The 23,619-nt window shown below is 67.5% G+C and carries 22 protein-coding genes; 21 read left to right on the forward strand and 1 reads right to left on the reverse strand.

The genetic code is table 11. The features are described 5' to 3' along the window. The first annotated feature begins 115 nt into the window (after positions 1-115). From ACSYG9_RS22520 to ACSYG9_RS22560, 9 genes are all read left to right on the forward strand, one after another. Entirely contained in the window at positions 116-1,096 is a 981-nt protein-coding gene (locus ACSYG9_RS22520; protein WP_454839997.1) for an esterase/lipase family protein, read from the forward strand. Between the two features lie 187 nt (positions 1,097-1,283). Then, a complete protein-coding gene (gene fmt / locus ACSYG9_RS22525; RefSeq protein ID WP_440124569.1) occupies positions 1,284-2,207 on the forward strand; it encodes a methionyl-tRNA formyltransferase in 924 nt (307 codons plus the stop codon). Beyond that, the gene (locus ACSYG9_RS22530; protein WP_440124570.1) at positions 2,204-3,640 is read left to right on the forward strand and encodes a transcription antitermination factor NusB; all 1,437 of its coding nucleotides are present in this window, start codon (positions 2,204-2,206) and stop codon (positions 3,638-3,640) included. Before fmt ends, ACSYG9_RS22530 begins: the two co-directional genes overlap by 4 nt. Positions 3,641-3,770: 130 nt before the next feature. Next, positions 3,771-4,214 (forward strand): hypothetical protein, encoded by a 444-nt coding sequence (locus ACSYG9_RS22535; RefSeq protein ID WP_440124571.1) that lies wholly within the window; start codon positions 3,771-3,773, stop codon positions 4,212-4,214. A gap of 4 nt (positions 4,215-4,218) precedes the next feature. Continuing rightward, complete coding sequence (locus ACSYG9_RS22540; protein ID WP_454839999.1) at positions 4,219-5,769, forward strand: ATP-binding protein; 1,551 nt, start codon at positions 4,219-4,221, stop codon at positions 5,767-5,769. 4 nt (positions 5,770-5,773) lie between these two features. Then, positions 5,774-6,433, forward strand: coding sequence for a response regulator (locus ACSYG9_RS22545; protein ID WP_440124573.1), 660 nt, complete (start codon positions 5,774-5,776; stop codon positions 6,431-6,433). Continuing rightward, positions 6,430-7,935 carry an SLC13 family permease gene (locus tag ACSYG9_RS22550; RefSeq protein ID WP_454840000.1) on the forward strand — a complete coding sequence of 502 codons (1,506 nt, stop codon included), beginning with the start codon at positions 6,430-6,432 and terminating at the stop codon, positions 7,933-7,935. The genes ACSYG9_RS22545 and ACSYG9_RS22550 overlap by 4 nt, the downstream gene beginning before the upstream one ends. Positions 7,936-7,988: 53 nt before the next feature. Then, entirely contained in the window at positions 7,989-9,233 is a 1,245-nt protein-coding gene (locus tag ACSYG9_RS22555) for a glycerate kinase family protein (RefSeq protein WP_454840002.1), read from the forward strand. 89 nt (positions 9,234-9,322) lie between these two features. Next, positions 9,323-10,252 carry a hexose kinase gene (locus tag ACSYG9_RS22560; RefSeq protein WP_440124576.1) on the forward strand — a complete coding sequence of 310 codons (930 nt, stop codon included), beginning with the start codon at positions 9,323-9,325 and terminating at the stop codon, positions 10,250-10,252. Between the two features lie 70 nt (positions 10,253-10,322). On the opposite strand, the gene ACSYG9_RS22565 is transcribed toward ACSYG9_RS22560, so the two are convergent. Further along, positions 10,323-11,126, reverse strand: a complete 804-nt coding sequence (locus ACSYG9_RS22565; RefSeq protein ID WP_454843024.1) for an SDR family oxidoreductase — start codon at positions 11,124-11,126, stop codon at positions 10,323-10,325. Between the two features lie 392 nt (positions 11,127-11,518). Between ACSYG9_RS22565 and rpe the strand changes: the two genes are divergently transcribed. From rpe to ACSYG9_RS22625, 12 genes are all read left to right on the forward strand, one after another. Beyond that, the gene (gene rpe / locus ACSYG9_RS22570) at positions 11,519-12,202 is read left to right on the forward strand and encodes a ribulose-phosphate 3-epimerase (protein WP_454840003.1); all 684 of its coding nucleotides are present in this window, start codon (positions 11,519-11,521) and stop codon (positions 12,200-12,202) included. Then, positions 12,199-13,215, forward strand: a complete 1,017-nt coding sequence (gene ribD / locus ACSYG9_RS22575; RefSeq protein WP_454840004.1) for a bifunctional diaminohydroxyphosphoribosylaminopyrimidine deaminase/5-amino-6-(5-phosphoribosylamino)uracil reductase RibD — start codon at positions 12,199-12,201, stop codon at positions 13,213-13,215. Before rpe ends, ribD begins: the two co-directional genes overlap by 4 nt. 37 nt (positions 13,216-13,252) lie before the next feature. Further along, positions 13,253-13,858: a riboflavin synthase gene (locus ACSYG9_RS22580; protein ID WP_454840005.1), complete on the forward strand. Its 606-nt coding sequence runs from the start codon at positions 13,253-13,255 to the stop codon at positions 13,856-13,858. A 74-nt stretch (positions 13,859-13,932) separates the two neighbouring features. Beyond that, complete coding sequence (locus ACSYG9_RS22585) at positions 13,933-15,183, forward strand: bifunctional 3,4-dihydroxy-2-butanone-4-phosphate synthase/GTP cyclohydrolase II (protein ID WP_440124581.1); 1,251 nt, start codon at positions 13,933-13,935, stop codon at positions 15,181-15,183. Next, positions 15,183-15,665, forward strand: coding sequence for a 6,7-dimethyl-8-ribityllumazine synthase (gene ribH / locus ACSYG9_RS22590; RefSeq protein WP_454840007.1), 483 nt, complete (start codon positions 15,183-15,185; stop codon positions 15,663-15,665). The genes ACSYG9_RS22585 and ribH overlap by 1 nt, the downstream gene beginning before the upstream one ends. Beyond that, positions 15,662-16,135 carry a PH domain-containing protein gene (locus tag ACSYG9_RS22595; RefSeq protein WP_440124583.1) on the forward strand — a complete coding sequence of 158 codons (474 nt, stop codon included), beginning with the start codon at positions 15,662-15,664 and terminating at the stop codon, positions 16,133-16,135. The genes ribH and ACSYG9_RS22595 overlap by 4 nt, the downstream gene beginning before the upstream one ends. A 10-nt stretch (positions 16,136-16,145) precedes the next feature. Then, positions 16,146-18,305, forward strand: coding sequence for an excinuclease ABC subunit UvrC (uvrC, locus tag ACSYG9_RS22600; protein WP_440124584.1), 2,160 nt, complete (start codon positions 16,146-16,148; stop codon positions 18,303-18,305). A gap of 92 nt (positions 18,306-18,397) precedes the next feature. Then, positions 18,398-19,225 (forward strand): RNase adapter RapZ, encoded by an 828-nt coding sequence (gene rapZ / locus ACSYG9_RS22605; RefSeq protein ID WP_454843025.1) that lies wholly within the window; start codon positions 18,398-18,400, stop codon positions 19,223-19,225. Continuing rightward, a complete protein-coding gene (locus tag ACSYG9_RS22610; RefSeq protein WP_440124586.1) occupies positions 19,222-20,247 on the forward strand; it encodes a uridine diphosphate-N-acetylglucosamine-binding protein YvcK in 1,026 nt (341 codons plus the stop codon). Before rapZ ends, ACSYG9_RS22610 begins: the two co-directional genes overlap by 4 nt. Further along, positions 20,244-21,221: a DNA-binding protein WhiA gene (gene whiA / locus ACSYG9_RS22615; protein WP_440127768.1), complete on the forward strand. Its 978-nt coding sequence runs from the start codon at positions 20,244-20,246 to the stop codon at positions 21,219-21,221. Before ACSYG9_RS22610 ends, whiA begins: the two co-directional genes overlap by 4 nt. Positions 21,222-21,361: 140 nt before the next feature. Then, on the forward strand, positions 21,362-22,378 hold the full coding sequence (gene gap / locus ACSYG9_RS22620; RefSeq protein ID WP_440124587.1) for a type I glyceraldehyde-3-phosphate dehydrogenase: 1,017 nt from the start codon (positions 21,362-21,364) through the stop codon (positions 22,376-22,378). A gap of 28 nt (positions 22,379-22,406) precedes the next feature. Further along, the gene (locus tag ACSYG9_RS22625) at positions 22,407-23,618 is read left to right on the forward strand and encodes a phosphoglycerate kinase (protein WP_440124588.1); all 1,212 of its coding nucleotides are present in this window, start codon (positions 22,407-22,409) and stop codon (positions 23,616-23,618) included. Position 23,619 lies beyond the last annotated feature (1 nt).

The raw sequence follows: 23,619 nt of genomic DNA on the forward strand, positions 1-23,619 counted from the left end.
AGCCGCGACTCACGGGAGACCTACCCTTCGCACTGTATTTCCTACTACCGGCACGACAAGCGAGCTGTTACAGGTCACAATTATGTGGGGTTGGTCCAGAGGAAAGGAAGTCGCTGTGGGGAGACATCGGACAGTGGGTGCGGCGGTCGTGGGTGCGCTGTGCACCCTTGCTCTCGTCGCGGGACCGGCGGGTGCACAACCCGCCGGAGGCTCCACCGAGTTCGTCCCTGTGACCCCCGGTCCGGTTGTGCACACGCACGCAGAGGCTGCCGAGTACGCCGAAACTCATCCGGGTGCAGCACCGGACGGCACCAACGACTTCACCTGCCGGCCCTCGAACGAACACCCCAAGCCGGTGATTCTGGCGCACGGTACGGATTCCAACAGCTACTCGGATTTCGCTGCTCTTGCCCCACTGCTCGTGGAGTCCGGTTGGTGCGTGTTCGTCCTGAACTACGGCCTCGCCGCGGGCGACGAGGAGTACGGCACCGGAGACATTCGTGTCAGTGCCGCCCAGCTCGGCGGTTTCGTCGACACCGTACGTTCGGCCACCGGTGCCGACGAGGTCGACCTCCTCGGCTACTCGCAGGGTGCCACCGTCGCCCGCTACTACATCAACGAGCTCGGCGGTGCCGACGTCGTCGACCGCTGGGTAGGTGTCGCGTCCCCCAGCTATGGGGGCACCTTCTACGGTCTCGGTGCCGCTGCTGCCCTGGTGCCCGGTGCGCTGGAGCTCGCAGAGGAGTCGTTCTCCGTGGCGCTGGTCCAGCAGCTCGAGGGTTCGGACCTGCTCGAGCAGCTCAACACCCCCACCGACACGGTGCCCGGAGTGCGGTATACGACGATCGGCACGAATGTCGACGAGGTGATCCAACCCGCCGGTAACGTCGCGCTGCGCAGCGGTGACGCGGTGAACTACGTGATCCAGGATCTGTGCCCGCAGGACCTGACCGGGCATTTCAACATGGTTTACGATCCGTTCGCGCTGTCTCTGATGCGGCACGCCCTCGATCCGGACCGCTACGGGCTCGGCGATTGCGTTCCCGTGGCTTTGGGTACCGGTATCCCCGAGATGATCATCCAGAGCAACTTCTGAGTCCACCGGTATTCCACTGCATCAGATCTGCCGCCCGTCGACTCCCGTACTGGTCGACTCCCCATGCTGGTCGACTCCCTAGACTGTGGGAATCATCGTCGTCGAGATTCGGGAGCAGTATTCGTGACACGTCCGGCCGGACCCATCCCCACCACACCGCATCGCGTCGTGCCGGTGGTGCGCTGACATGCGCGTCGTGTTCGCGGGCACACCCGAACCCGCTGTCCCGTCGCTACGCCGCCTGATCGAGTCCGCCCGGCACGACGTCGTCGCCGTGGTGACCCGCCCCGACACCACCGCCGGCCGCGGCCGGAAGACGGTGCGTTCGGCCGTCGGCCGACTCGCCGACGAACACGGCATCGAGGTGCTCACCCCGCGTTCGCCGCGCGACCCGGACTTCATCGCGCGGCTGACCGAGCTGGCACCGGACTGCTGCCCGGTTGTCGCGTACGGAGCGCTGCTCCCGCAGCCCGTGCTCGACATCCCCGTCCACGGCTGGGTGAATCTGCATTTCTCGCTGCTGCCTGCGTGGCGCGGTGCCGCCCCCGTCCAGGCAGCGCTCGCCGCGGGTGACGAGATCACCGGCGCGAGCACCTTCCGGCTCGAGGCCGGACTCGACACGGGTCCCGTCTACGGCGTGGTCACCGAGACCATTCGCCCCACCGACACGGCCGGTGACCTCCTCGACCGTCTCGCCGACGCTGGAGCGATCCTCCTCGAATCGACCCTCGACGGCATTGCCGACGGCATACTCAGCCCCGCACCCCAATCCTCCGATGGAGTCTCGCTGGCCCCGAAGATCACAGTCGACGCGGCCCGGGTCACGTGGACGCATCCCGCGCACGTCGTCGACCGCCACATCCGTGCCGTCAGCCCGGCACCCGGAGCGTGGACCATGATCGGTGACCTGCGTGTGAAGCTCGGACCCGTCACCGTAACGGACGAGTCTCTCGAACCCGGCGAGATTCTCGCTCGGAAAGACGGCCTGTTCATCGGAACGGCAACCAGCGCCGTCCGGCTCGGCACCGTCCAGCCACCCGGCAAGAAGGCGATGGCCGCCGCCGACTGGGCGCGCGGCGCCCGCCTCGACACCGAAGTGAGTGCACAGTGACCGAATCCCGCAGGCCCGCACGGCGTCCCGGAAAAGGAACCGGGGATCGCAACCCGAAACCGCGTCAGGCCAGGCGCCCGTCGCAGTCTGCGGTGGATCCGGCGCGCACCGCAGCTCGCGACGTGCTGCGCGCGGTACGGGACCGTGACGCTTACGCCAATCTCGTACTTCCCGCGTTGTTGCGCGAACGGAAGCTCGATTCCCGCGACGCGGCGCTCGCGACTGAACTCACGTACGGTGCGTGCCGCGCTCAAGGGATGCTCGACGCGGTCATCGAGTCCGCCGCGCAGCGTCCCGTGGACGAGATCGACGGTGCGCTGCTCGACGTGCTGCGCCTGGGTACCTACCAGCTGCTGCGGACTCGCGTCGCGCATCACGCTGCTGTCGCGACCAGCGTGGATCTGGTCCGCACCGAATTCGGCCAGGGCCGAGCAGGATTCGTCAACGCGGTGTTGCGGCGAGTGGGAGAGCAGACCGAGGACCAGTGGGTCGAGCGGCTGGCCCCGGACGCGGACCGGGATCCGGTGGGACACCTCGCGTTCCGCCACGCACACCCGGTGTGGATAGCGCAGGCGTTCGCGCATGCACTCGGCCAGGACGCCGGGGAGCTCGCCGAGGTGCTCGCTGCAGATGATGCCCGCCCGATCGTGCACCTCGTGGCACGCCCCGGCATCATCACCGCCGAGGAACTCGCGCTCATCACCGGTGGGGAACAAGGCAAGTGGTCGCCGTACGCGGTGCATCTCGACCACGGCGATCCCGGTCGGCTCGAACCCGTCCGCGAAGGCATGGCCGCCGTGCAGGACGAAGGCAGCCAACTCGTCGCCCGGGCATTGACTCTCGCTCCGCTCACCGGCAACGACAGTGGACGCTGGCTCGACCTGTGTGCCGGGCCCGGCGGGAAAGCCGCGTTGCTCGGCGCCCTCGCCGACCTCGACGGCTACACCGTCGATGCCGTCGAACCGATCGAACACCGCGCCGATCTGGTCCGTAAGACCGCCCGCGGACTGCCGGTCACCGTGCATGTGGCGGACGGTCGCGAACCGGGACTCGAACCCGGCTACGATCGTATCCTCGTCGATGCACCCTGTACCGGGCTCGGTGCACTGCGTCGCAGGCCTGAAGCGCGGTGGCGGCGCCGACCCGGTGACGTCGCCGATCTGGTGCGCCTGCAGAAGCAACTCCTCGCATCTGCGATCGGACTGTTGCGTCCGGGCGGTGTCGTGCTGTATTCGACGTGCTCGCCGCACGTGTCCGAGACGGTGGCGGTCGTCGCCGACGCGGTGCGCCGCCACGGGGTCGAAGAACTCGACACCCGTGAGCTCGTCCCGGGGGTGCCGCAACTCGGTGCCGGACCGGGCGTGCAGCTGTGGCCGCATCGGCACGGCACCGACGCGATGTTCATGGCGGCGCTCCGGAAGCCGGTGGCGTAACCGGCCCTACGGTGCAGCGATGCGACCGGTGAACCTCGCGACGGTCGAGTGCCGCAGCGTATGCCGAAGATGAAGACTCTCTCATCTTCGTTTCACGAACTGTTCACGCCGACGTCAGAGCATTGTTGCCATGGCAGTCGTGAAGCGCATCTCTGCACTGGTGGCCCTGTTGATCATCCCGGCCGGACTCGCATGGGCCGGCCAGTTGCTCGGCGGTCATGCCGGGTCCCCGGACGTGGGCAACGCTTCGATCACGGTGTCGGTCGATCCTCGCGACCCCGGCACGACCGACGACGCTCCCCGCGGGCGCGAACCGCAGCCACCCGGTGCCGGTGCAGAGGAAACCGACGCGCCGGGACCCGAGGCAATGCGTCCCGGCCCGGTTCCTGCGGTGGAACCTGTCGCGCCGACGGCAGAGAACACGGTGCCCCCCGCACCTCAGATCTCCGATGTGCAACGGCAGCCGCTTCCCGCTCCCGCACAGGAATGGGATGACGACTGGGACGATGACGATGGGGACGACGACTGGGACGACGACACCGAGGATGATGACTGGGACGACGATGGCGAGTGACGGGGTGAGAGGACCGCGAGGATCAGCCCTGCCGGCCCGCTGGCGCATCCTCACCTGGATTCTCCTCACCACCGCCGTCGCACTGGTGTCGGTCGTTGTCACGACCCGAGCGTTGCTGCTCAACGATGTCGACCATGACGCGAACGCCGATATCACGCAGGAGATCGACGAGTTCCGCGCCTTCGCGTCCGTCGGTGTCGACCCGACCACCGCTGCGCCGTTCACCAGTGTCGACCGGATGCTCGAGGTGTACCTGAACCGGCAACACACCTCGGAAGGTGAGGTGATCGTCGGGGTCGTCGGTGGTCAGTTGTTGTTCGATCGGCGTATCGCCCTCGACCGGCCCGACCTGCCGCCGGGCCTGACCGAAGACGGAAATCTCTTCGACCGGATGCTCGGCACACCCACCAACTCGGGTGTCATAGACGCCGAGGGCGGGCGGGTCCGGTGGGCCCGGTCCGACGTCACCTCGGGCAATGACGACGGCGCACTGGTCGTTGCGGTGTTCACCGCTGAACAACGAGCCCAGGTCGGCGAAACCATCGGCACCATCGCCCTCGTCGCGGTCGGAGGACTCGGACTCACCGCAGTCATCGGCTGGCTTGTCGCCGGCCAGATACTCGCCCCGATCCGGCAGGTGCGCGAAGTCGCCGCGGCGATCGGAGAGAAAGACCTCACGAGTCGGGTGCCCGTCCACGGGCGCGACGATATCGCCGCGCTCGCCGAAACCTTCAACTCGATGCTCGATCGCTTGGAACAGGCCCACGCCACCCAGCAACGGTTCGTCGATGACGCCGGACACGAATTGCGCACGCCGATCACCGTGATCCGCGGGCACCTCGAAGTGATGGAACTCGACCGAACCGCCGATGCCACCACCCGCGCCGCGACTCTTCGCCTCGTCGAGGACGAGCTCGATCGCATGGCCCGCATCGTCAGTGACCTGCTGGTGCTTGCCAAGGCCGAACGCCCCGACTTCGTGACGTGCCGCGAGGTGGATGTCACCGACCTGACGCTCGACATCGAAGCCAAGGCGCAGATGCTCGGGACCCGCGACTGGCAGCTCATGGAAGTGGCCGAGGGGGTCGCCGACATCGACAGCCAGCGTGTCACCCAGGCCGCGTTGCAGCTCGCCACCAACGCGGTCTCCCACACTTACGACGGCGACATCATCCAGCTCGGATCCGCCTTCGTCGTCGACGACGGGCATCGTCTGTTCCGCGTGTGGGTGAAGGACACCGGCCCCGGTGTGGCACCGGAAGACGCGAGTCGCATCTTCGAGCGGTTCCGGCGTGGCAACCCCAGCCCTGCCGACGTCGGCGGGCAGGCACCCGAACGTGGCGGTGCGGGACTCGGATTGGCGATCGTGCGGGCCATCACCGACGCCCACCACGGATCGGTGTGGGTAGACAGCACCCCGGGAGAGGGCGCCACTTTCGGTATCGACCTGCCTGCAGACCGTCCCGGTGCACGCGTCCACGCCATCGACCACCGCGAACACACCGAGCCGGGACCCCGCGAGCCCGTATCAGCCCCAACCCTCGAGAGGCCGTAATCCATTGAGCCGCATCTTGATCGCCGAGGACGACCCACGGATCGTCGCCTTCCTGGAGAAGGGGCTGCGCGCTGCCGGCTACACCATCACCCATGCGGGCGACGGGGAGACGGCGCTGCTGCTGGCCCGCAGTGACGCGTTCGACCTTGTCATCCTCGATATCGGGCTGCCCAAGATGGACGGGTTCACCGTGCTCGACCGGCTCCGGGGCGAAGGGGTCCGCACCCCCGTCATCGTGCTCACCGCACGCGACAGCGTCACCGACACCGTCGCGGGGCTCGAGGGCGGAGCCAACGATTATGTGAGCAAACCGTTCCAGTTCGCCGAACTCCTCGCACGGATCCGGCTGCGCATCGGTGACGTCGGCGCGACCGATCCGACGTCGGTGCTGGGCGACGGCGATCTTGCACTGGACCTCCGCACCCGCCGCGTCGAAGTCGGTGGCGCCACCGTCGACCTCACCAGCCGCGAGTTCTCCTTGCTCGAGGTATTCCTGCGGCATCGCGGCCAGGTGCTCTCCCGTGAACAGATCCTCGGGCACGTGTGGGGCTACGACTTCGACCCGGCCTCCAACGTCGTCGATGTGTACGTCCGCGCGTTGCGCAGCAAGATCGGCGGCGACCGGGTGGAGACGATCCGCGGAGCGGGGTATCGGCTGCGATGACGTACTTCGCGACCACGCCACCGCGCGCGCCGGCAACCTCGCCGCCCTCACCTCGGTGGGAGCGGCGCTTGCCGGCCCCCGGCCGTCTGTCTGCCCTCGTCGTCCTGTTCGTCGCATGCGCCGGCATCGTGTATCTCGCCCGCACCGATGTCGCTCTGAGCGCGGACGCCGCACTCACCCTGATCGTGTTCGTGATCGCGGTGTGGTTGTGGATCTTCACCCGTGTCGACGACACCTACATAGCGCTCGGTGCTGCCGCGACGCTCACCGTCGTGGGAGTCACCGACGCCGATGCGCTGTTCGCCGCGCTCGGCGACGACATCGTCTGGCTGCTCCTGTCGGCGTTCGTCATCGCCGCAGGCGTTGCCTCCTCCGGGCTGGCCACCCGCGGCGCTACGTTCCTCGTCACCGGCGCGCGAACGCCACGGGCTCTGATCCACCTGGTGACCGCGGCGCTGGTGGTGACTGCGTTCGCCGTGCCGTCGACATCGGGGCGTGCGGCGCTCGTGCTGCCGGTCTTCGTCGCGATTGCCACCGTCCTGGCGGACCGCCCCCGGCTGGTGCGCGCCCTGGCGCTGCTGTTCCCGACCGTGATACTTCTGTCGGCCGTGGCATCGTTGCTCGGTGCCGGTGCACACCTGATCACGAGCCGGATCGTCACCGCCGCGACCGGCAGCGGATTCGATTTCGCGACGTGGATGCTGCTGGGGCTGCCCCTGGCGATCGTCTCGTCGCATGCTGCGGCGGAACTGGTGCTCTGGATGTTCACCGACACGGAGGACCGTCACCGGGACCTGTCGATCACCGCCGAGGACATCGGTGCGCAGTCCTCGACTCCGGTAACCGGTCCGTTGACCGTCGCCGAGTCCAGGGCAGCGCTGCTGCTCGCCGTCGTGACGGTGCTGTGGTGTACCGAACCGCTGCACGGCATCCATCCTGCTGTGGTGGCGCTGCTCGGCGCGCTCGTGGCGACCTCACCGCGCTACGGGTCGGTCAGGCTCGGAGCAGCACTGAAGACCGTGCCGTGGACGCTGTTGCTGTTCATGGCCGCGACGTTGTCGATCGGTACCGCGCTCACTACCAGCGGCGCAGCGGACTGGCTGGCAACCACCGCGTTCGGTCCGCTCACCTCACGCGGTGCCGCGGCGGGGCCGCTCTTCGTCGTGGTCGTCGTCTTGATCTCGACTGCTGCGCACCTGGTGATCCAGTCACGTTCGGCCAGGTCGGCGGTGCTCATCCCCGTGGTCGTGGCACTCGCTCCCAGTGTGGGCGTCGATCCACTCGCGGCAGCGTTCGTCTCGACCGCCGCGGCCGGCTTCTGTCATACCCTACCCAGTTCCGCGAAACCGGTGACGCTGTTCTCGTCGGTGCCGGAACTCCCCACGTACACGAGCAGGGACCTGCTGCGGTTGTCCATGGTGCTCGGCCCGCTCAGCGCGGTGCTGGTGCTCGTGTTCGCGTGGTTCGTCTGGCCGTTGCTCGGCATGGCGCTGTTCCCGTGATTCCGCCCATGGTCCCCACTGAACGCTTTCACCGTACCGATAGGAGTGACGTCATGGCACTGAAGGTCCCACACCGAATTCTCGTCGCGCCCAGCGGATTCAAGGAGAGTCTCGACGCCCCGTCCGTGGCCTCGGCGATCGCGGTCGGTGTCCGGAGGGCACTGCCCGGCGTCGCCGTCGACACCGTCCCGATCCCGGACGGAGGGGAGGGTACCGCCGAGATCCTCGCGGCGGCCACCGGAGGCACTCTCGTGCCGACCACGGTCACCGGCCCCGTCGGCGAACCAGTGGTCGCGCATTGGGCACTACTCGGGGGCGCTGCCGCTGGCACTGCAGTGATCGAAATGGCCTCGGCCGCGGGCCTGCGCCTCGTGCCCGGCGACCGCCGCGACCCCGGCCGGACCACAAGCCGAGGTGTGGGTGAGCTCATCGCTGCCGCACTCGACGACGGCGTCCGCCGCATCATCGTCGGATGCGGCGACTCCGGCACCTGCGACGGAGGTGCCGGCGCCCTGCAGGCGCTCGGCGCTCGGATCCTCGACTGTGACGGGCACGATCTTCCCGACGGGGGTCGCCATCTGGCTCGGTCCGATCGGCTCGAACTCGACGCCCTGCACCCAGCGCTCGCCGATGCAGAGATCGTCCTGGCGTGCAACACCCACAACGTGTTGTGCGGGCCGGGGGGCGTCGCCCGCGTGTTCGGGCCGCAGAAGGGTGCGAGTCCCGCGCAGGTCGAGGAGCTTTCGGCCGCGTTGGACAGGTGGGCGACGGTGCTCGAACAGCACTGCACTACTACGGGATTCGATGTCAGGACCGGCCCGGGCAGTGGGGCGTCGGGCGGGCTCGGCGCAGGACTTGCCGTTATCGGGGCCCGAATCGCGTCCCGTTTCGACGTACTGCTCGACAGCGGCCTTTCCTGCATCGACCTCGACGCCCTCGTCGCGCGCGCCGACCTGATCATCACCGCAGAGGGGAGCATCGACTTCCAGACACCGCGCGGCAAGGTACCCGCCGAGATCGCTCGGCGCGCTCAGCGAGTCGGGGTACCGGTGCTTGCGCTCGCCGGGTCGCTCGGCCCAGGCGCATTGGACGTACACGACGTCGGAATCGGTGCGATCGCGTCGATCATCCCCGTCCCGATGAAACTGGAGGACGCCGTCGCCAACGGTCACGACCTGCTCGTCGATGCCGCAGCACGATCGATGCGTTTGCTCATGCTCGGCTCCGCCGTCGCATGCCGGAGCAAGGGGTGGGGTAAGAAGAACAAACGGCAGGTCGCCGCGGCGACCGCGGCGTGACGAGGATTTCGCTCGCGTAGAGGTCGGCGCCGACCACGGCAAGTTTCTCCGGGTCGACGTGCAAGCACCCCTGCCAATAGGGTTCGCGTATGCCCGACATCGTCACACTGACCATGAACCCGGCCCTCGATGTCACCACTTTCACCGACCGGGTGGTTCCCACCCGCAAACTCCGGTGCGACGAGCCGTTCTACGATGCAGGCGGGGGCGGGGTGAACGTCGCGAAGGTCGCGCGCGTGCTCGGTGCGTCGGCCGCCGCGGTGTACCCGGCGGGAGGTGCACGCGGCGAACAGATGAGCGGGTTACTCGACGACGACGATGTCGAAGAGCACATCGTGCCCATCGTCGACGACACCCGGGAGTGCTTCACGACGATCGACCGCGCGAGCGGCCTCGAGTACCGGTTCGTCACTCCCGGCCCAGAGCTGACAGCCGAGGAACAGGAACAGTGCCTGGTCGCGCTCACGAAGGTGGCGAAGGACGCTAAGTATGTCGTCGCCAGCGGAAGCTTCCCGCCCGGTGTGCCGGGCACCTTCGTGCGGCAGATCGCCGAGGCCGCCCGCGACGCCGGAGCGCGGTTCGTCCTCGACTCTTCGGGTGACGCACTCGCGAGCATCGAGTCGGGGGTGTTTCTCGTCAAACCGTCGTTGGACGAATTGTGCGAGTGGGTCGGTCACGACCTCCCCACATCGGAGGACCGGATCGGCGCCGCCCGCGCACTCGTCGACCGCGGTGTCGCGGAGGTCGTCGTGGTCTCCCTCGGTGCCGACGGGGCCATCATGGTCACCGCCGCCGAAACGGTGCAGGTGCCCGCCCTCGACGTCGAGGTGCGCAGCGCGGTCGGGGCCGGTGACAGCATGGTGGCGGGGCTCGTAGTGGGGTTGTTGCAGGATCGGCCGCTGCGCGATGCGTTGGCGTTGGGAATCGCCTGCGGCTCCGCCGCGCTGCTCACAGCAGGCAGCCACGTCTGCCGGCGCGAAGACATCGATCGCTTCGACGCCCTCGCCCGCAGTCTGTGATGTCGACGGGGCCGCGGCTTCGTGCCTGCCGTACCACGCGCACCCCGGTCGCTGCGCGTGGTACCTCTCATCAGTCGAGGAACAGATCGAGTTGGAGTTCGCCGGTGCCCGCCCGGTACGGCTCGAGGTCGGTGATGCCGGCATCGGCGAGCACTTCGTCGTCGATGTAGAAGTTTCCGGTCGCCTCGGTGCTCGGTGAGGTCAGGACGGCGTACGCGGCGTCGGCGTAGATGTCCGGCGTCCGCGACGAATCGACCATCTGCTCACCGCCGAGGAGATTGCGGACGGCGGCGGTCGCGATCGTGGTGCGCGGCCAGAGCGAGTTGACGCCGATTCCGTCGTTCTTCAATTCTTCGGCGAGACCGAGTGTCGTCAGACTCATCCCGTATTTGGCCATCGTGTAGGCAAGATGCGCTCCTGCCCACTTGGGGGAGAGGTTCAGGGGTGGTGACAGCGTCAGGATGTGCGGGTTACGGCCTGCTTTCGCCGAGTCGCGCAGAGCGGGGATGGACAGCTTCGAGAGCAGGAACGTGCCGCGGCAGTTGATGTCCTGCATGAGGTCGTATTTCTTCATCGCGATGTCGGTGGTGGGTGACAGGTCGATCGCGGAGGCGTTGTTGACGACCATGTCGATCCCACCGAACCGCTCGATCGTCTGCCGGACCGCTTCGGCGACCGCGTCGTCGTCGCGGACATCGCCGACGAACGGCAGCACGCGTCCGCCTGCTTTCTCGAGTTCGGCAGCGGCGGTATGAATGGTGCCGGGCAGCTTCGGATTCGGAGTGTCGGTCTTGGCGATCAGTGTGATGTCGGCGCCGTCCCGGGCGGCGCGCAGTGCGATGGCGAGGCCGATCCCACGGCTTCCGCCGGACATGATCATGGTTTTGCCGGCCAGTGGTGCCGGATTCGGAGTGCTCACCTGTGCCCCTTCGTCGGATGCCGTCGAGTATGGGCGTACTTGGTGGCTTTCGGGAGCGGATCCGTCCGTGCCCCGGGACCGCGGTCACCGGAGCGCCCCCCTGCGGCGCTGTGGTGGCCGCAACCCCGGCCAGGTCATTCACTTGCCATCGATCGGTCGCCGAGTGACGCCCCGAAGTATCGCTCGGGTCGGATCGGCACGATGCACCGGTGAGTGAAGAGTTGATCAGCCTCGACTCAACCATTTCGCGGCTTCGGGGGCCAGTGCCATAGGTCCTCATCTACGTCGGCGGTGGCGACCCGGCATTGTTTTCGATCGGGTCCGGCCGCGCACTAGACTTTCCCGATGTGGCCCACCCGATGATTGCCCCCTCCATTCTTTCCGCGGACTTCGCGCGCCTCGCCGATGAGGCCGAGGCCGTCGCCGGCGCCGACTGGCTGCATGTAGACGTCATGGACGCACATTTCGTGCCGAACCTGACTCTCGGCCTGCCGATCGTGCAGTCGTTGCTCGCGGCAACCGACATTCCTCTCGACTGTCATCTGATGATCGAGGATCCGGGTAGGTGGGCGCCGCCGTACGCCGAGGCAGGCGCGCACAACGTCACGTTTCACGTCGAGGCCACGGACGATCCCATCGCCGTCGCGCGGGATATCCGCGCCGCAGGTGGTAAGGCCGGGCTGTCTGTGAAGCCCGGAACTCCCATCGAGCCGTACCTCGAGATCCTGAAGGAGTTCGACACGCTCCTCGTGATGAGTGTCGAACCGGGATTCGGTGGCCAGTCCTTCATCCCCGACGTGCTCGGCAAAGCCCGCGCGGTCCGGAAACTGGTGGATTCCGGTGAACTGCGTCTGCTCGTGGAGATCGACGGGGGGATCAACGCCGATACCATCGAGGCCGCTGCCGAGGCCGGTGTCGATTGCTTCGTCGCAGGCTCCGCTGTCTACGGCGCGGAGGATCCCGCAGAAGCGGTGCGCAAACTGCGCGCGCAGGCCGGGAGGGCCTCCGCGCACCTGACCCTCGCGCCGTGATCGCGCCGGAACTCACCGAAGCGCTGCAGTTCGCGCTCGACGCCGCGGAAGCAGTGCGCGGGACGACGAGCCCCAATCCGCCGGTGGGCGCGACCATCGTCGACGCGGACGGTCGAATCGCCGGAGTGGGGGCCACCGCACCGCCCGGCGGTCCCCACGCCGAAGTGCGCGCCCTCGCGGCCGCCGGAGACAGGGCGCGTGGCGGAACCGCCGTCGTGACCCTCGAACCCTGCAACCACACCGGTCGTACCGGACCCTGCGCACAAGCCTTGATCGATGCCGGTATTGCGACAGTGCACTACGCGATCGCAGATCCGAACCCGGTCGCAGGGGGCGGCGCAGACACCCTGCGTGGCGCAGGCGTGGCGGTCCACGAAGGTCTCGGCGCGGACACCGTGGCCCACAGCTCACTTCGCGCGTGGCTGCATCGGCAGCGCACCGGCCGTCCGCACGTGACCTGGAAATACGCGGCCGGGCTCGACGGCCGCAGCGCGGCCGCCGACGGCACCAGTCAGTGGATCTCCGGAGCGGACGCCCGCACACGCGTGCACGACGAACGCAGCAGACTGGACGCGATCGTCGTGGGCACCGGCACCGTTCTCGCCGACGACCCGTGGCTGACCGCGCGCCTGCCCGACGGTGATCTCGCACCCCATCAGCCCTTGCGTGTGGTCGTCGGGTTCAGTGACATCCCCACCGATGCGCGGGTGCTCGACGACAGCGCGCCCACCCTCGTACTGCGCACCCACGACGTCGACGAGGTCCTTGCCGCGCTCGCCGACCACCCCGACGTGCTTCTCGAGGGTGGCCCGCGTCTCGCGGGGGCATTCCTGGCGGCCCGCCGGGTCGATCGAATCCAGGCCTACATCGCGCCGGTCGTGCTCGGAGACGGGAGCGCCGCCGTGCAGGACGCGGGCGTCACCACGATCACCGAGGCGCTACGGTTTCGTCGGGAGCGCGTCGAGACCGTCGGCGCCGATGTCCTCATGACCCTGGTCCCGGACCGGGACTGACGAACCCGGTCACCGACCGGGAGTGAAGGAGCCGACCGTGTTCACCGGCATCGTGGAAGAACTGGGTGAAATCGTGGCGCGCGAAGACCTCGCGGATGCCGCTCGATTCACTGTGCGGGGGCCGGTGGTGACAGCCGACGCCAAACACGGTGACTCGATCGCGGTCAACGGTGTGTGCCTGACCGTCGTCGACGTCGTCGACACCGACTCGTTCACCACGGACGTGATGCAGGAGACACTGAACCGTTCGAGCCTCGAGGACCTCGCCGCGGGCAGCCGCGTCAACCTCGAACGCGCGGCAGCGGTGAACAGCCGTCTCGGCGGGCACATCGTCCAGGGCCACGTCGACGGGACCGGCTCCGTGCTCTTGCTCACGCCGTCCGAGAACTGGACGGTGGTCCGGATTTCCTTGCCTGCGAGCATCGCCCGGTATGTCGTCGAGAAGGGTTCGATCACGGTCGACGGCGTGTCGCTGACGGTGTCGGCGCTCGGCGGCGAGCCGGGCGACGAATGGTTCGAGATCTCGCTGATCCCGACGACGTTGTCGCTGACCACGCTCGGTGGCGCCGAGGCGGGTACCACCGTCAACCTCGAGGTCGACGTGATCGCGAAGTACGTGGAGCGACTGCAGAACGCTCGGTGAGAGGTCGTACTGTGGAACAGGACAGTGGACGCGAAGCACGAGTCGTCCGACTAGAAGATTTGGAGTCAGGGCAAGTGACGAGGTTCGACACCATCGAGCGCGCGGTCGCCGACATCGCCGCCGGTAAGGCGGTCGTCGTGGTCGACGACGAAGACCGTGAAAACGAGGGCGACCTCATCTTCGCTGCGGAGAAGGCCACTCCCGAACTCGTGGCGTTCATGGTGCGCTACACCTCCGGTTATCTGTGTGTGCCGCTCGACGGCGACGACTGCGACCGGCTCGGTCTGCCCCCCATGTACTCCACGAACCAGGACAAGCACGGTACCGCGTACACGGTCACGGTCGATGCGAAGGAAGGTATCGGCACCGGCATCTCGGCGTCCGACCGTGCCACCACGATGCGGCTGCTCGCAGACCCCGACTCGACCGTGCTGGACTTCACGCGTCCGGGCCACGTCGTGCCGTTGCGCGCGAAGGAGGGGGGCGTCCTGCGACGCCCCGGCCACACCGAGGCGGCCGTCGACCTCGCCCGAATGGCAGATCTGCGCCCGGCAGGCGTGATCTGCGAGATCGTCTCGCAGAAGGACGAGGGCCACATGGCCCGCACCGACGAGCTCCGGGTGTTCGCCGACGAACACGACCTCGCCCTGATCTCCATCGCGGATCTCATCGCGTGGCGTCGCAAGCACGAGAAGCACGTGGTGCGGGTCGCCGAGGCCCGTATCCCCACCCGGCACGGTGACTTCACCGCGGTCGGGTACCAGAGCATCTACGACGAGGTAGAGCATGTCGCGCTCGTCCGCGGTGACCTCGCCGGCCCCGACGGTGACGGTGCGGACGTGCTGGTGCGCGTGCACTCCGAATGCCTGACCGGTGACGTCTTCGGATCGCTGCGCTGCGATTGCGGTCCTCAACTCGACGCGGCACTCGAGATGGTGGCAGCGGAGGGGCGCGGTGTCGTGCTCTACATGCGTGGGCACGAGGGCCGCGGCATCGGGCTGATGCACAAACTGCAGGCCTATCAGCTGCAGGATGCGGGGTCCGACACCGTCGACGCGAACCTGGAACTGGGGTTGCCCGCCGACGCACGCGACTACGGCATCGGCGCGCAGATCCTCGTCGATCTCGGTATCGCGTCGATGCGGTTGCTGACCAACAACCCGGCCAAGCGGGTCGGGCTGGACGGATACGGCCTGCAGATCACCGAGCGTGTCCCGATGCCGCTGCGTGCGAACGCGGAGAATCTCACCTACCTGCGTACGAAGCGCGACCGGATGGGTCACGACCTGATCGGACTCGACGACTACGAGGCCGGTGACGCCTGATGAGCGGTGAAGGGCTACCCGACCTGCAACTTGCGGACGCCGCCGGTCTGCGTGTGGCGATCGTTGCGGGCCGGTGGCACACCGCGCTCTCCGATGCGCTCATCGCCGGGGCCCGGCGAGTCGCCGTGGACGCCGGGATCACCGAGATCACCGTCGAACGTGTCGCAGGTGCGATCGAACTGCCCGTGGTCGCGCAGCAACTTGCCCGCACACACGATGCCGTGGTCGCGTTGGGTGTCGTGATCCGCGGCGGGACCCCGCATTTCGAATACGTGTGCGACGCCGTGACCTACGGATTGACCCGCGTCGCCCTCGACGAGGGCACCCCGGTCGGCAATGGTGTGCTCACCACCGAGACCGAGCAGCAGGCACTCGACCGTGCCGGGCTGCCGGATTCGATCGAGGACAAAGGCGGCCAGGCATGTGCAGCCGCACTCGACACCGCCGTGACTCTGCGACGGCTCCGAGGAGCGGCGCGGTGACGGCAGCGACCGATACCGCGTGGGAACTCGACGTCCGCGCACGCAAGATGACCCGGGTGGCGCAGATCATCGCCGGGTTCCTGGTGGTCGGCCACATCGGAGCGGCCGTGGTCCTGCGGTCGGGCGGCGACACCGGTGTGCACCTGCGGGTCGCCGATCAGATCGCGATGGTCCTGATCGGACTCGTGGTCGCGGCCGGGGTACTGTTGTTCACCCGCCCCCGGCTGCGTGCAGGTGCGAGCGGTATCTCGATTCGGAACATGTTCCAGGAGAAGCATTTCGGCTGGAATCAGGTGCGCGGAATCTCATTTCCGCACGACGCGCCCTGGGCTCATCTCGAACTTCCCGACGACGAGTATCTGGCCGTGGTCGCGGTGCAGGCCCGCGACGGCGCACACGCTGTCGACGCCTTGGAGCGCTTTCGTGCGATAGAAGCACGGTACGGCCGGGGTGTCGGCGCGGACGGCTAGCCTGGACGTCGTGCCCGACCCCTCGACATACCGCCCCGCCCCCGGCACCATCCCCACGGAGCCGGGGGTGTACAGATTCCGCGACCCGCACGGCCGGGTCGTCTACGTCGGCAAGGCCAAGAGCCTGCGTTCGCGTTTGAACTCGTATTTCGCCGACGTCTCCTCGTTGCACCCGCGCACCCGGCAGATGGTCACCACCGCAGGCAGCGTCGAGTGGACGGTGGTGCGCACCGAAGTCGAGGCGCTGCAACTCGAGTACAACTGGATCAAGGAATTCGATCCGCGCTTCAACGTGCGGTATCGGGACGATAAGACGTATCCGATGCTGGCCGTGAGTGTGGGGGAGAAGTTCCCGCGACTGTTCGTCTACCGCGGTCCCCGACGAAAAGGCGTGCGTTACTTCGGTCCCTACTCCCACGCGTGGGCGATCCGGGAAACCCTCGACCTGTTGTTGCGGGTGTTCCCCGCCCGTACCTGTTCGGCAGGCGTCTTCAAACGGCACTCGCAGATCGGGCGGCCGTGCCTGCTCGGTTACATCGACAAGTGCTCGGCTCCCTGTGTCGGTCGGGTGGACGCCGACGAACACCGCCGGATCGTCGACGATTTCTGTGACTTCCTCGCCGGCCGCACCGACCGGCTCGTCCGCGAGGTCGAGACACGAATGCACGCTGCCTCCGAGGAACTCGATTTCGAGCTTGCAGCACGTCTGCGCGACGATCTCGGCGCGCTGCGGAAGGCGCTCGAGAAGCAGGCCGTGGTACTCGGTGACGGAACGGACGCCGATCTCGTCGCGTTCGCCGGCGACGATCTCGAGGTCGCCGTCCAGGTGTTCCACGTGCGCGGTGGCCGCGTCCGCGGTCAGCGTGGCTGGGTCGTGGAGAAGTCCGGCGACGTCGTCGACCGTCCGGCGGATCGCGACGCGCGGCCGTCCGGATCCGACGACGCCGATCGCGACGAAGAGTTGTCGCTGCTCGTCGAACAGTTCCTCACACAGTTCTACGGCGAGGAGGTTGCGGTCACCACCGCTGCCGACAGCGACCGCGCCGCAAGCGCGGTACCACGTGAAGTCCTGGTTCCGGCGCTGCCACCGGACCCGGACGAGATGAGCCGCTGGTTGTCGGGTCTTCGGGGCGGACCGGTGCGGCTGCGCGTACCGCAGCGCGGCGACAAAAAGGCGCTCGCCGAGACGGTGCTGCGCAATGCGAAAGAAGCGTTGACGCAGCACAAACTGCGGCGGGCCGGCGATTTCACCGCTCGGTCGGCGGCCTTGCAGGGTATTCAGGAGGCCCTCGACCTCGACTCGGCGCCGCTGCGCATCGAATGCGTCGATATCAGCCATGTGCAGGGCACAGATGTCGTTGCGTCGCTGGTGGTCTTCGAAGACGGGCTTCCGCGCAAATCCGACTATCGGCGCTACGCGATCAAGGAAGCTGCGGGTGAGGGCAGATCCGACGATGTCGGTTCGATCGCCGAAGTCACGCGCCGCCGGTTCCTCCGGCACAACCGCGACGTCGCGCACGCCGCGACCGGCGAGGGCGGTGGTGACGGTGGTGACGCAGCACCGGAGGCCGCGCTCGACCCTGCCACCGGCAGGCCGCGCCGCTTCGCGTATCCACCGAACCTGTATGTGGTGGACGGTGGTGCGCCACAGGTGGCGGCGGCCGCAGAAGTCCTCGATGATCTCGGTATCACCGACGTTGCCGTGATCGGTCTCGCCAAGCGCCTCGAGGAAGTGTGGGTGCCCGGCGAGGACGACCCGATCATTCTGCCGCGCGCGAGCGAGTCGTTGTACCTGCTGCAACGAGTGCGCGACGAGGCACACCGGTTTGCGATCACCTACCACCGCAGCAAACGCTCGCAGCGCATGACAGCATCCGCGCTCGACGGGATCCGGGGGCTCGGTGACACGCGGCGAAAAGCGCTCGTGATGCATTTCGGGTCGGTGGCGAAACTGCGTCTGGCCACCGTCGAGGAGATCACGGCGGTCCCGGGGATCGGTCGCGCGACCGCGCAGACCGTGCACGACGCACTCCGCGGCGAGATGGTGAGCGGTGTCTCGACGTCCCCACCCGACTCGACTCCGGAACCCGGTCCGGATGCAGGAGACACGCCGGTGGGCAATGATGACACAGTCGGCGTGTCGGAAATACGAGCGGAGTCGCAGCAATGACGGATGTCGGTAGTGACACCATCGGATCGGGTCGAGGCGGTGCCGCACCCCGCGCCGAGGTGATCATCATCACCGGACTGTCCGGGGCCGGGATGAGCACCGCGGCCACCGCGCTCGAAGACCTCGGATGGTTCGTCGCCGACAATCTTCCGCCGCAGTTGGTCATCTCCATGATCGATCTCGCGGTGCGCGCCGAGCCGCCACTCGAACGGTTGGCCATCGTCATGGATGTGCGCAGCCGTCTGTTCACCGGCGATCTCGGTCAGGTCGTCAACGAACTGGCTGCGCGGCCGGTCCAGACCCGTGTGTTGTTCCTCGAGGCCACCGATGCCGTGCTCGTCCGACGATTCGAGCAGGTCCGGCGCAGTCACCCCTTGCAGTCCGACACCGCCGACCGCACGCTCACCGACGGGATCGCGGCCGAACGCGGACAACTCGCACCCGTGAAGGCAGCGGCCGACCTCGTCGTCGACACGTCCGCGCTGACGGGGCCGGAACTGCGGCGCAAGATCGAAACGGCCTTCGGAGACGCGACGTCCGACACCATTCAGGTGACCGTCGAATCATTCGGCTTCAAGTACGGTCTGCCGATGGACTCCGACCTCGTATGCGATGTGCGCTTCCTTCCGAACCCCCACTGGGTTCCCGACCTGCGTCCGCAGACCGGCCGCGATGCGCCGGTGCGCGACTACGTCCTGTCCCACGAGAGTGCACCGGAGTTCCTCGACAGTTACCAGCGGATGCTCGAACTGACCACCGCCGGCTATCGGCGCGAGGGGAAGCGTTACATGACCATCGCGGTGGGTTGTACCGGCGGCAAGCACCGCAGCGTTGCCATGACCGAAGCCCTCGCGGGTCGATTGAGCGGCGAGCCCGGACTCGACGTGCACGTGGTACATCGTGATCTGGGGCGCGAGTGAGCACCTATCTGGGAAATTCTCCGACAGGTCCGGCGATCACGGCACTCGGCGGGGGACACGGCCTGTTCGCGACGCTGCGCGCCGTGCGCCGGCTCACCGACCGGGTCACGGCCGTCGTCACCGTCGCCGATGACGGCGGGTCATCGGGCCGGCTGCGCGCCGAGCTCGGCGTGATCCCCCCCGGCGACCTCAGGATGGCGCTCGCCGCGATGTCTGCCGCCGATGCCGAGGTGGATATCTGGACGCAGACCGTGCAGCACCGCTTCGGTGGTACCGGTGCCCTTGCCGGGCATTCGGTGGGTAACCTGATTCTCGCGGGCCTGACCGAGGTGCTGGGTGACACCGTCGCCGCCCTCGATGCCGTGGGCCGCCTCCTGCAGGTGCGTGGTCGGGTCCTGCCGATGTCACCGATTGCGCTCGACATCGAGGCAGACGTCTCCGGCCTCGAAGCAGATCCGCGGGCGAGCCGATGCATCCGCGGACAGGTCGCGGTCGCGACCACACCGGGGAAAGTGCGGCGTGTGCGGCTGATCCCGGCCAACCCACCGGCCGGTCCCGAGGCGCTGGACGCGGTGTGCGATGCCGACATGGTGGTGCTCGGGCCGGGCTCGTGGTTCTCGAGCGTCATCCCGCACGTGTTGGTCCCGGATCTCAACGATGCCCTGATCCACACGAACGCCCGTAAGGTGCTTGTGCTCAATTTGGCTGCCGAACCAGGCGAAACCGCCGGGTTCTCTGCGGAACGCCACCTGCACGTTCTGGCGCAGCACGCGCCGGACTTCCGCGTCGACAATGTCGTCGTCGACGAAGCATCGGTACCCGCCGGTCGCGAACGTGAGCACCTTCGGCGCGCTGCGACCGGTTTCGGCGCCGATGTCGACTTCGTCGACGTCGCAGAACCCGGCACCCATCGGCACGACCCCGCCAAGTTGGCGAGGGCGCTCGGACAGTATCTGACCACGCCGCACGGACGCAGCAGTTCCGTGGGCGGTGGCGGAAGGGAGATCGTCTCGTGGCAATGACAGCGGAGGTCAAGGACGAGCTGAGCAGGCTCGTCGTCACCCGCACCAGCAATCGCAAGGCCGAGGTGTCCTCGTTGCTGCGGTTCGCGGGCGGTCTGCACATCGTCGCGGGACGTGTAGTCGTGGAGGCGGAGGCCGATCTCGGGTCGATCGCGCGGCGGTTGCGCAAGGAGATCTTCGAGCTGTACGGCTACCAGGCGGAGGTGCTCGTACTCGGTGCCGGCGGGTTGCGCAAGAGTTCGCGTTACGTGGTGCGGGTCGGCAAGGACGGTGAGGCACTCGCACGGCAGACCGGACTGCTCGACAACCGCGGTCGACCGGTGCGGGGGTTGCCTGCGCAGGTGGTCGGCGGCAGCGTGTCCGATGCCGCTGCAGCGTGGCGCGGTGCGTTCCTTGCGCACGGCTCACTGACGGAACCGGGTCGCTCCTCTGCCCTCGAGGTCAGCTGCCCCGGACCGGAGGCAGCGCTCGCCCTGGTGGGTGCCGCCCGTCGTCTCGGGATCACCGCGAAGGCACGTGAGGTCCGCGGCGCCGATCGCGTCGTGATCCGCGACGGCGAGGCCATCGGTGCGTTGCTGACCCACATGGGCGCGCAGGACACCCGGCTGATCTGGGAAGAGCGTCGAATGCGGCGTGAAGTGCGTGCGACCGCCAACCGGCTCGCGAACTTCGACGATGCGAATCTGCGGCGGTCGGCGCGAGCCGCGGTCGCGGCGGCTGCCCGGGTCGAGCGGGCACTGGCCATCCTCGGCGCCGATGTGCCGGATCATCTCGCGGCAGCGGGCACGCTGCGGGTGCAGCACCGACAGGCATCGCTCGAGGAACTCGGTCAGCTCGCGGATCCGCCGATGACCAAAGACGCTGTCGCCGGTCGGATCAGACGGCTGCTGTCCATGGCCGATCGCCGTGCGAAGGAAATCGGGGTCCCCGACACCGAGTCCGCGGTGACTGCGGAGTTGCTCGAGGAAGCCTAGGGCTTCACTCTGATGTGGTGATTCGTGCCACGCAAGGGCGGATCCCGAGTGGTGAACCACGCACATTAGAGTAGTGGTCACACCAGCAGACTCATCTTGGATTCTGGGCAAACTTAAATTCTGGGCAAAGGAGCTTCACTGTGACTGTCCGCGTAGGCGTGAACGGCTTCGGTCGTATCGGACGTAACTTCTTCCGTGCTGTCGAGGCGCAGAAGGCGCTCGGCACCACGGACATCGAGATCGTCGCGGTCAACGACCTCACCGACAACGACACCCTGGCGACGCTCCTGAAGTACGACTCGATCCTCGGTCGCCTCGACAAGGACGTGCGTGTCGAGGGCGATTTCATCGTGGTCGGCGACCAGAAGATCAAGGCTCTCGAGATCAAGGAAGGCCCCGCCGCACTGCCGTGGGGCGACCTGGGTGTCGACGTCGTCGTCGAGTCCACCGGTATCTTCACCGACGCAGCCAAGGCCAAGGGCCACCTCGACGCAGGCGCCAAGAAGGTCGTCATCTCCGCGCCCGCCAAGGGCGAGGACATCACCATCGTGATGGGCGTCAACGACGACAAGTACGACGGCAGCCAGAACATCATCTCGAACGCGTCGTGCACCACCAACTGCCTCGGCCCGATCGCCAAGGTCCTCGATGACAGCTTCGGCATCGAGAAGGGCCTCATGACGACGGTCCACGCCTACACGCAGGATCAGAACCTGCAGGACGGTCCGCACTCCGACCTGCGCCGTGCCCGCGCCGCCGCACTGAACGTCGTCCCCACCGGCACCGGTGCCGCCAAGGCCATCGGCCTGGTCCTCCCGCAGCTGCTCGGCAAGCTCGACGGCTACGCACTGCGTGTGCCGATCCCCACCGGCTCGGTCACCGACCTCACCGCCAACCTTCGCACCAAGGCGTCCGTCGACGAGATCAACGCGGCGATGAAGGCTGCTGCCGAGGGACCGCTGAAGGGCATCCTGAAGTACAACACCGACCCGATCGTGTCGTCGGACATCGTTACCGACCCGCATTCGTCGATCTTCGACGCGCCGTTGACCAAGGTCATCGACGACCAGGTCAAGATCGTTTCCTGGTACGACAACGAGTGGGGTTACTCGAACCGCCTGGCCGATCTCATCGGTCTCGTCGCCAAGTCGCTCTGACACCCCACACGAACAGGACACCCGAACAGTGGCAGTTCAGACCCTGAAGGATCTGCTCGACGCCGGGGTGGAGGGGCGCGGTGTGCTCGTGCGCTCCGACCTCAACGTCCCCCTGGACGGCGCGACGATTACCGATCCCGGACGTATCCTCGCGTCTGCGCCGACGATCGCAGCACTCGCGGAAGCGGGCGCCAAGGTTGTCGTCACCGCGCACCTCGGTCGCCCCGAGGGCGAGCCGGATCCGAAGTTCTCGCTTGCTCCCGTTGCGGCGAAGCTCGGTGAGGTGCTCGGCCGCAACGTCCAGCTCGCCGGCGATGTCGTCGGGCAGGACGCCCTCGCTCGTTCCGAGGGCCTGACCGACGGCGACATCCTCCTGCTGGAGAACATTCGGTTCGATCCGCGTGAGACCAGCAAGGACGAGGCTCAGCGTCAGGCGCTCGCCCGTGAGCTCGTCGAGCTAGTCGGTGACGACGGCGCGTTCGTCTCCGATGGTTTCGGTGTCGTGCACCGCGCACAGGCGTCGGTGTACGACGTGGCAAAGCTGCTTCCGCACTACGCGGGCGGTCTCGTCGCTGCGGAGGTGGAGGTGCTGGCCAAGCTCACCACCGATACCGAACGTCCATACGCGGTGGTTCTCGGCGGTTCGAAGGTCTCCGACAAACTTGCGGTGATCGAAGCGCTCGCACCGAAGGTGGACACCCTCGTCATCGGCGGCGGTATGTGCTTCACATTCCTTGCCGCACAGGGTATTTCCGTCGGGAACTCCTTGCTCGAGGAGTCGATGATCGACACGTGCAAGAGCCTGCTCGACCGGTTCGCCGACGTCCTCCACATCCCGCAGGATGTGGTGGTGGCCGACAGTTTCTCCGCCGATGCCGAAGCGAAGACCGTTCCCGTCGCCGAGATTCCGGACGGGTGGATGGGGCTGGACATCGGCCCGGAGTCGGTGCAGCGTTTCGCGTCGCTGCTCACGGCGGCCCGGACCGTGTTCTGGAACGGCCCGATGGGCGTGTTCGAATTCGACAAGTTCGCGGCAGGCACCAGAGGCGTAGCCGAGGCCATCGTCGAAGCCACAGGTAAGGGTGCGTTCAGCGTCGTGGGCGGCGGCGACTCCGCAGCGGCGGTGCGTCAGCTGGGTCTGCCCGACGACGGGTTCTCGCACATCTCGACCGGTGGTGGCGCTTCCCTCGAATACCTCGAGGGCAAGGAACTGCCCGGCATCGCTGTTCTGGAGGCATGAG

This window comes from Rhodococcus sp. SJ-2, assembly GCF_053750035.1.

Coding starts and splice junctions, on each gene's coding strand:
- ACSYG9_RS22565 (WP_454843024.1), bottom strand. CDS start 11,126: ATGTCCGGCGGAAGCCGTGGGATCGGCCTCGCCATCGCACTGCGCGCC.
- fmt (WP_440124569.1), top strand. CDS start 1,284: ATGCGCGTCGTGTTCGCGGGCACACCCGAACCCGCTGTCCCGTCGCTA.
- ribH (WP_454840007.1), top strand. CDS start 15,183: ATGAGCGGTGAAGGGCTACCCGACCTGCAACTTGCGGACGCCGCCGGT.
- rapZ (WP_454843025.1), top strand. CDS start 18,398: ATGAGCACCGCGGCCACCGCGCTCGAAGACCTCGGATGGTTCGTCGCC.
- ACSYG9_RS22550 (WP_454840000.1), top strand. CDS start 6,430: ATGACGTACTTCGCGACCACGCCACCGCGCGCGCCGGCAACCTCGCCG.
- ACSYG9_RS22535 (WP_440124571.1), top strand. CDS start 3,771: ATGGCAGTCGTGAAGCGCATCTCTGCACTGGTGGCCCTGTTGATCATC.
- ACSYG9_RS22560 (WP_440124576.1), top strand. CDS start 9,323: ATGCCCGACATCGTCACACTGACCATGAACCCGGCCCTCGATGTCACC.
- ACSYG9_RS22555 (WP_454840002.1), top strand. CDS start 7,989: ATGGCACTGAAGGTCCCACACCGAATTCTCGTCGCGCCCAGCGGATTC.
- whiA (WP_440127768.1), top strand. CDS start 20,244: ATGACAGCGGAGGTCAAGGACGAGCTGAGCAGGCTCGTCGTCACCCGC.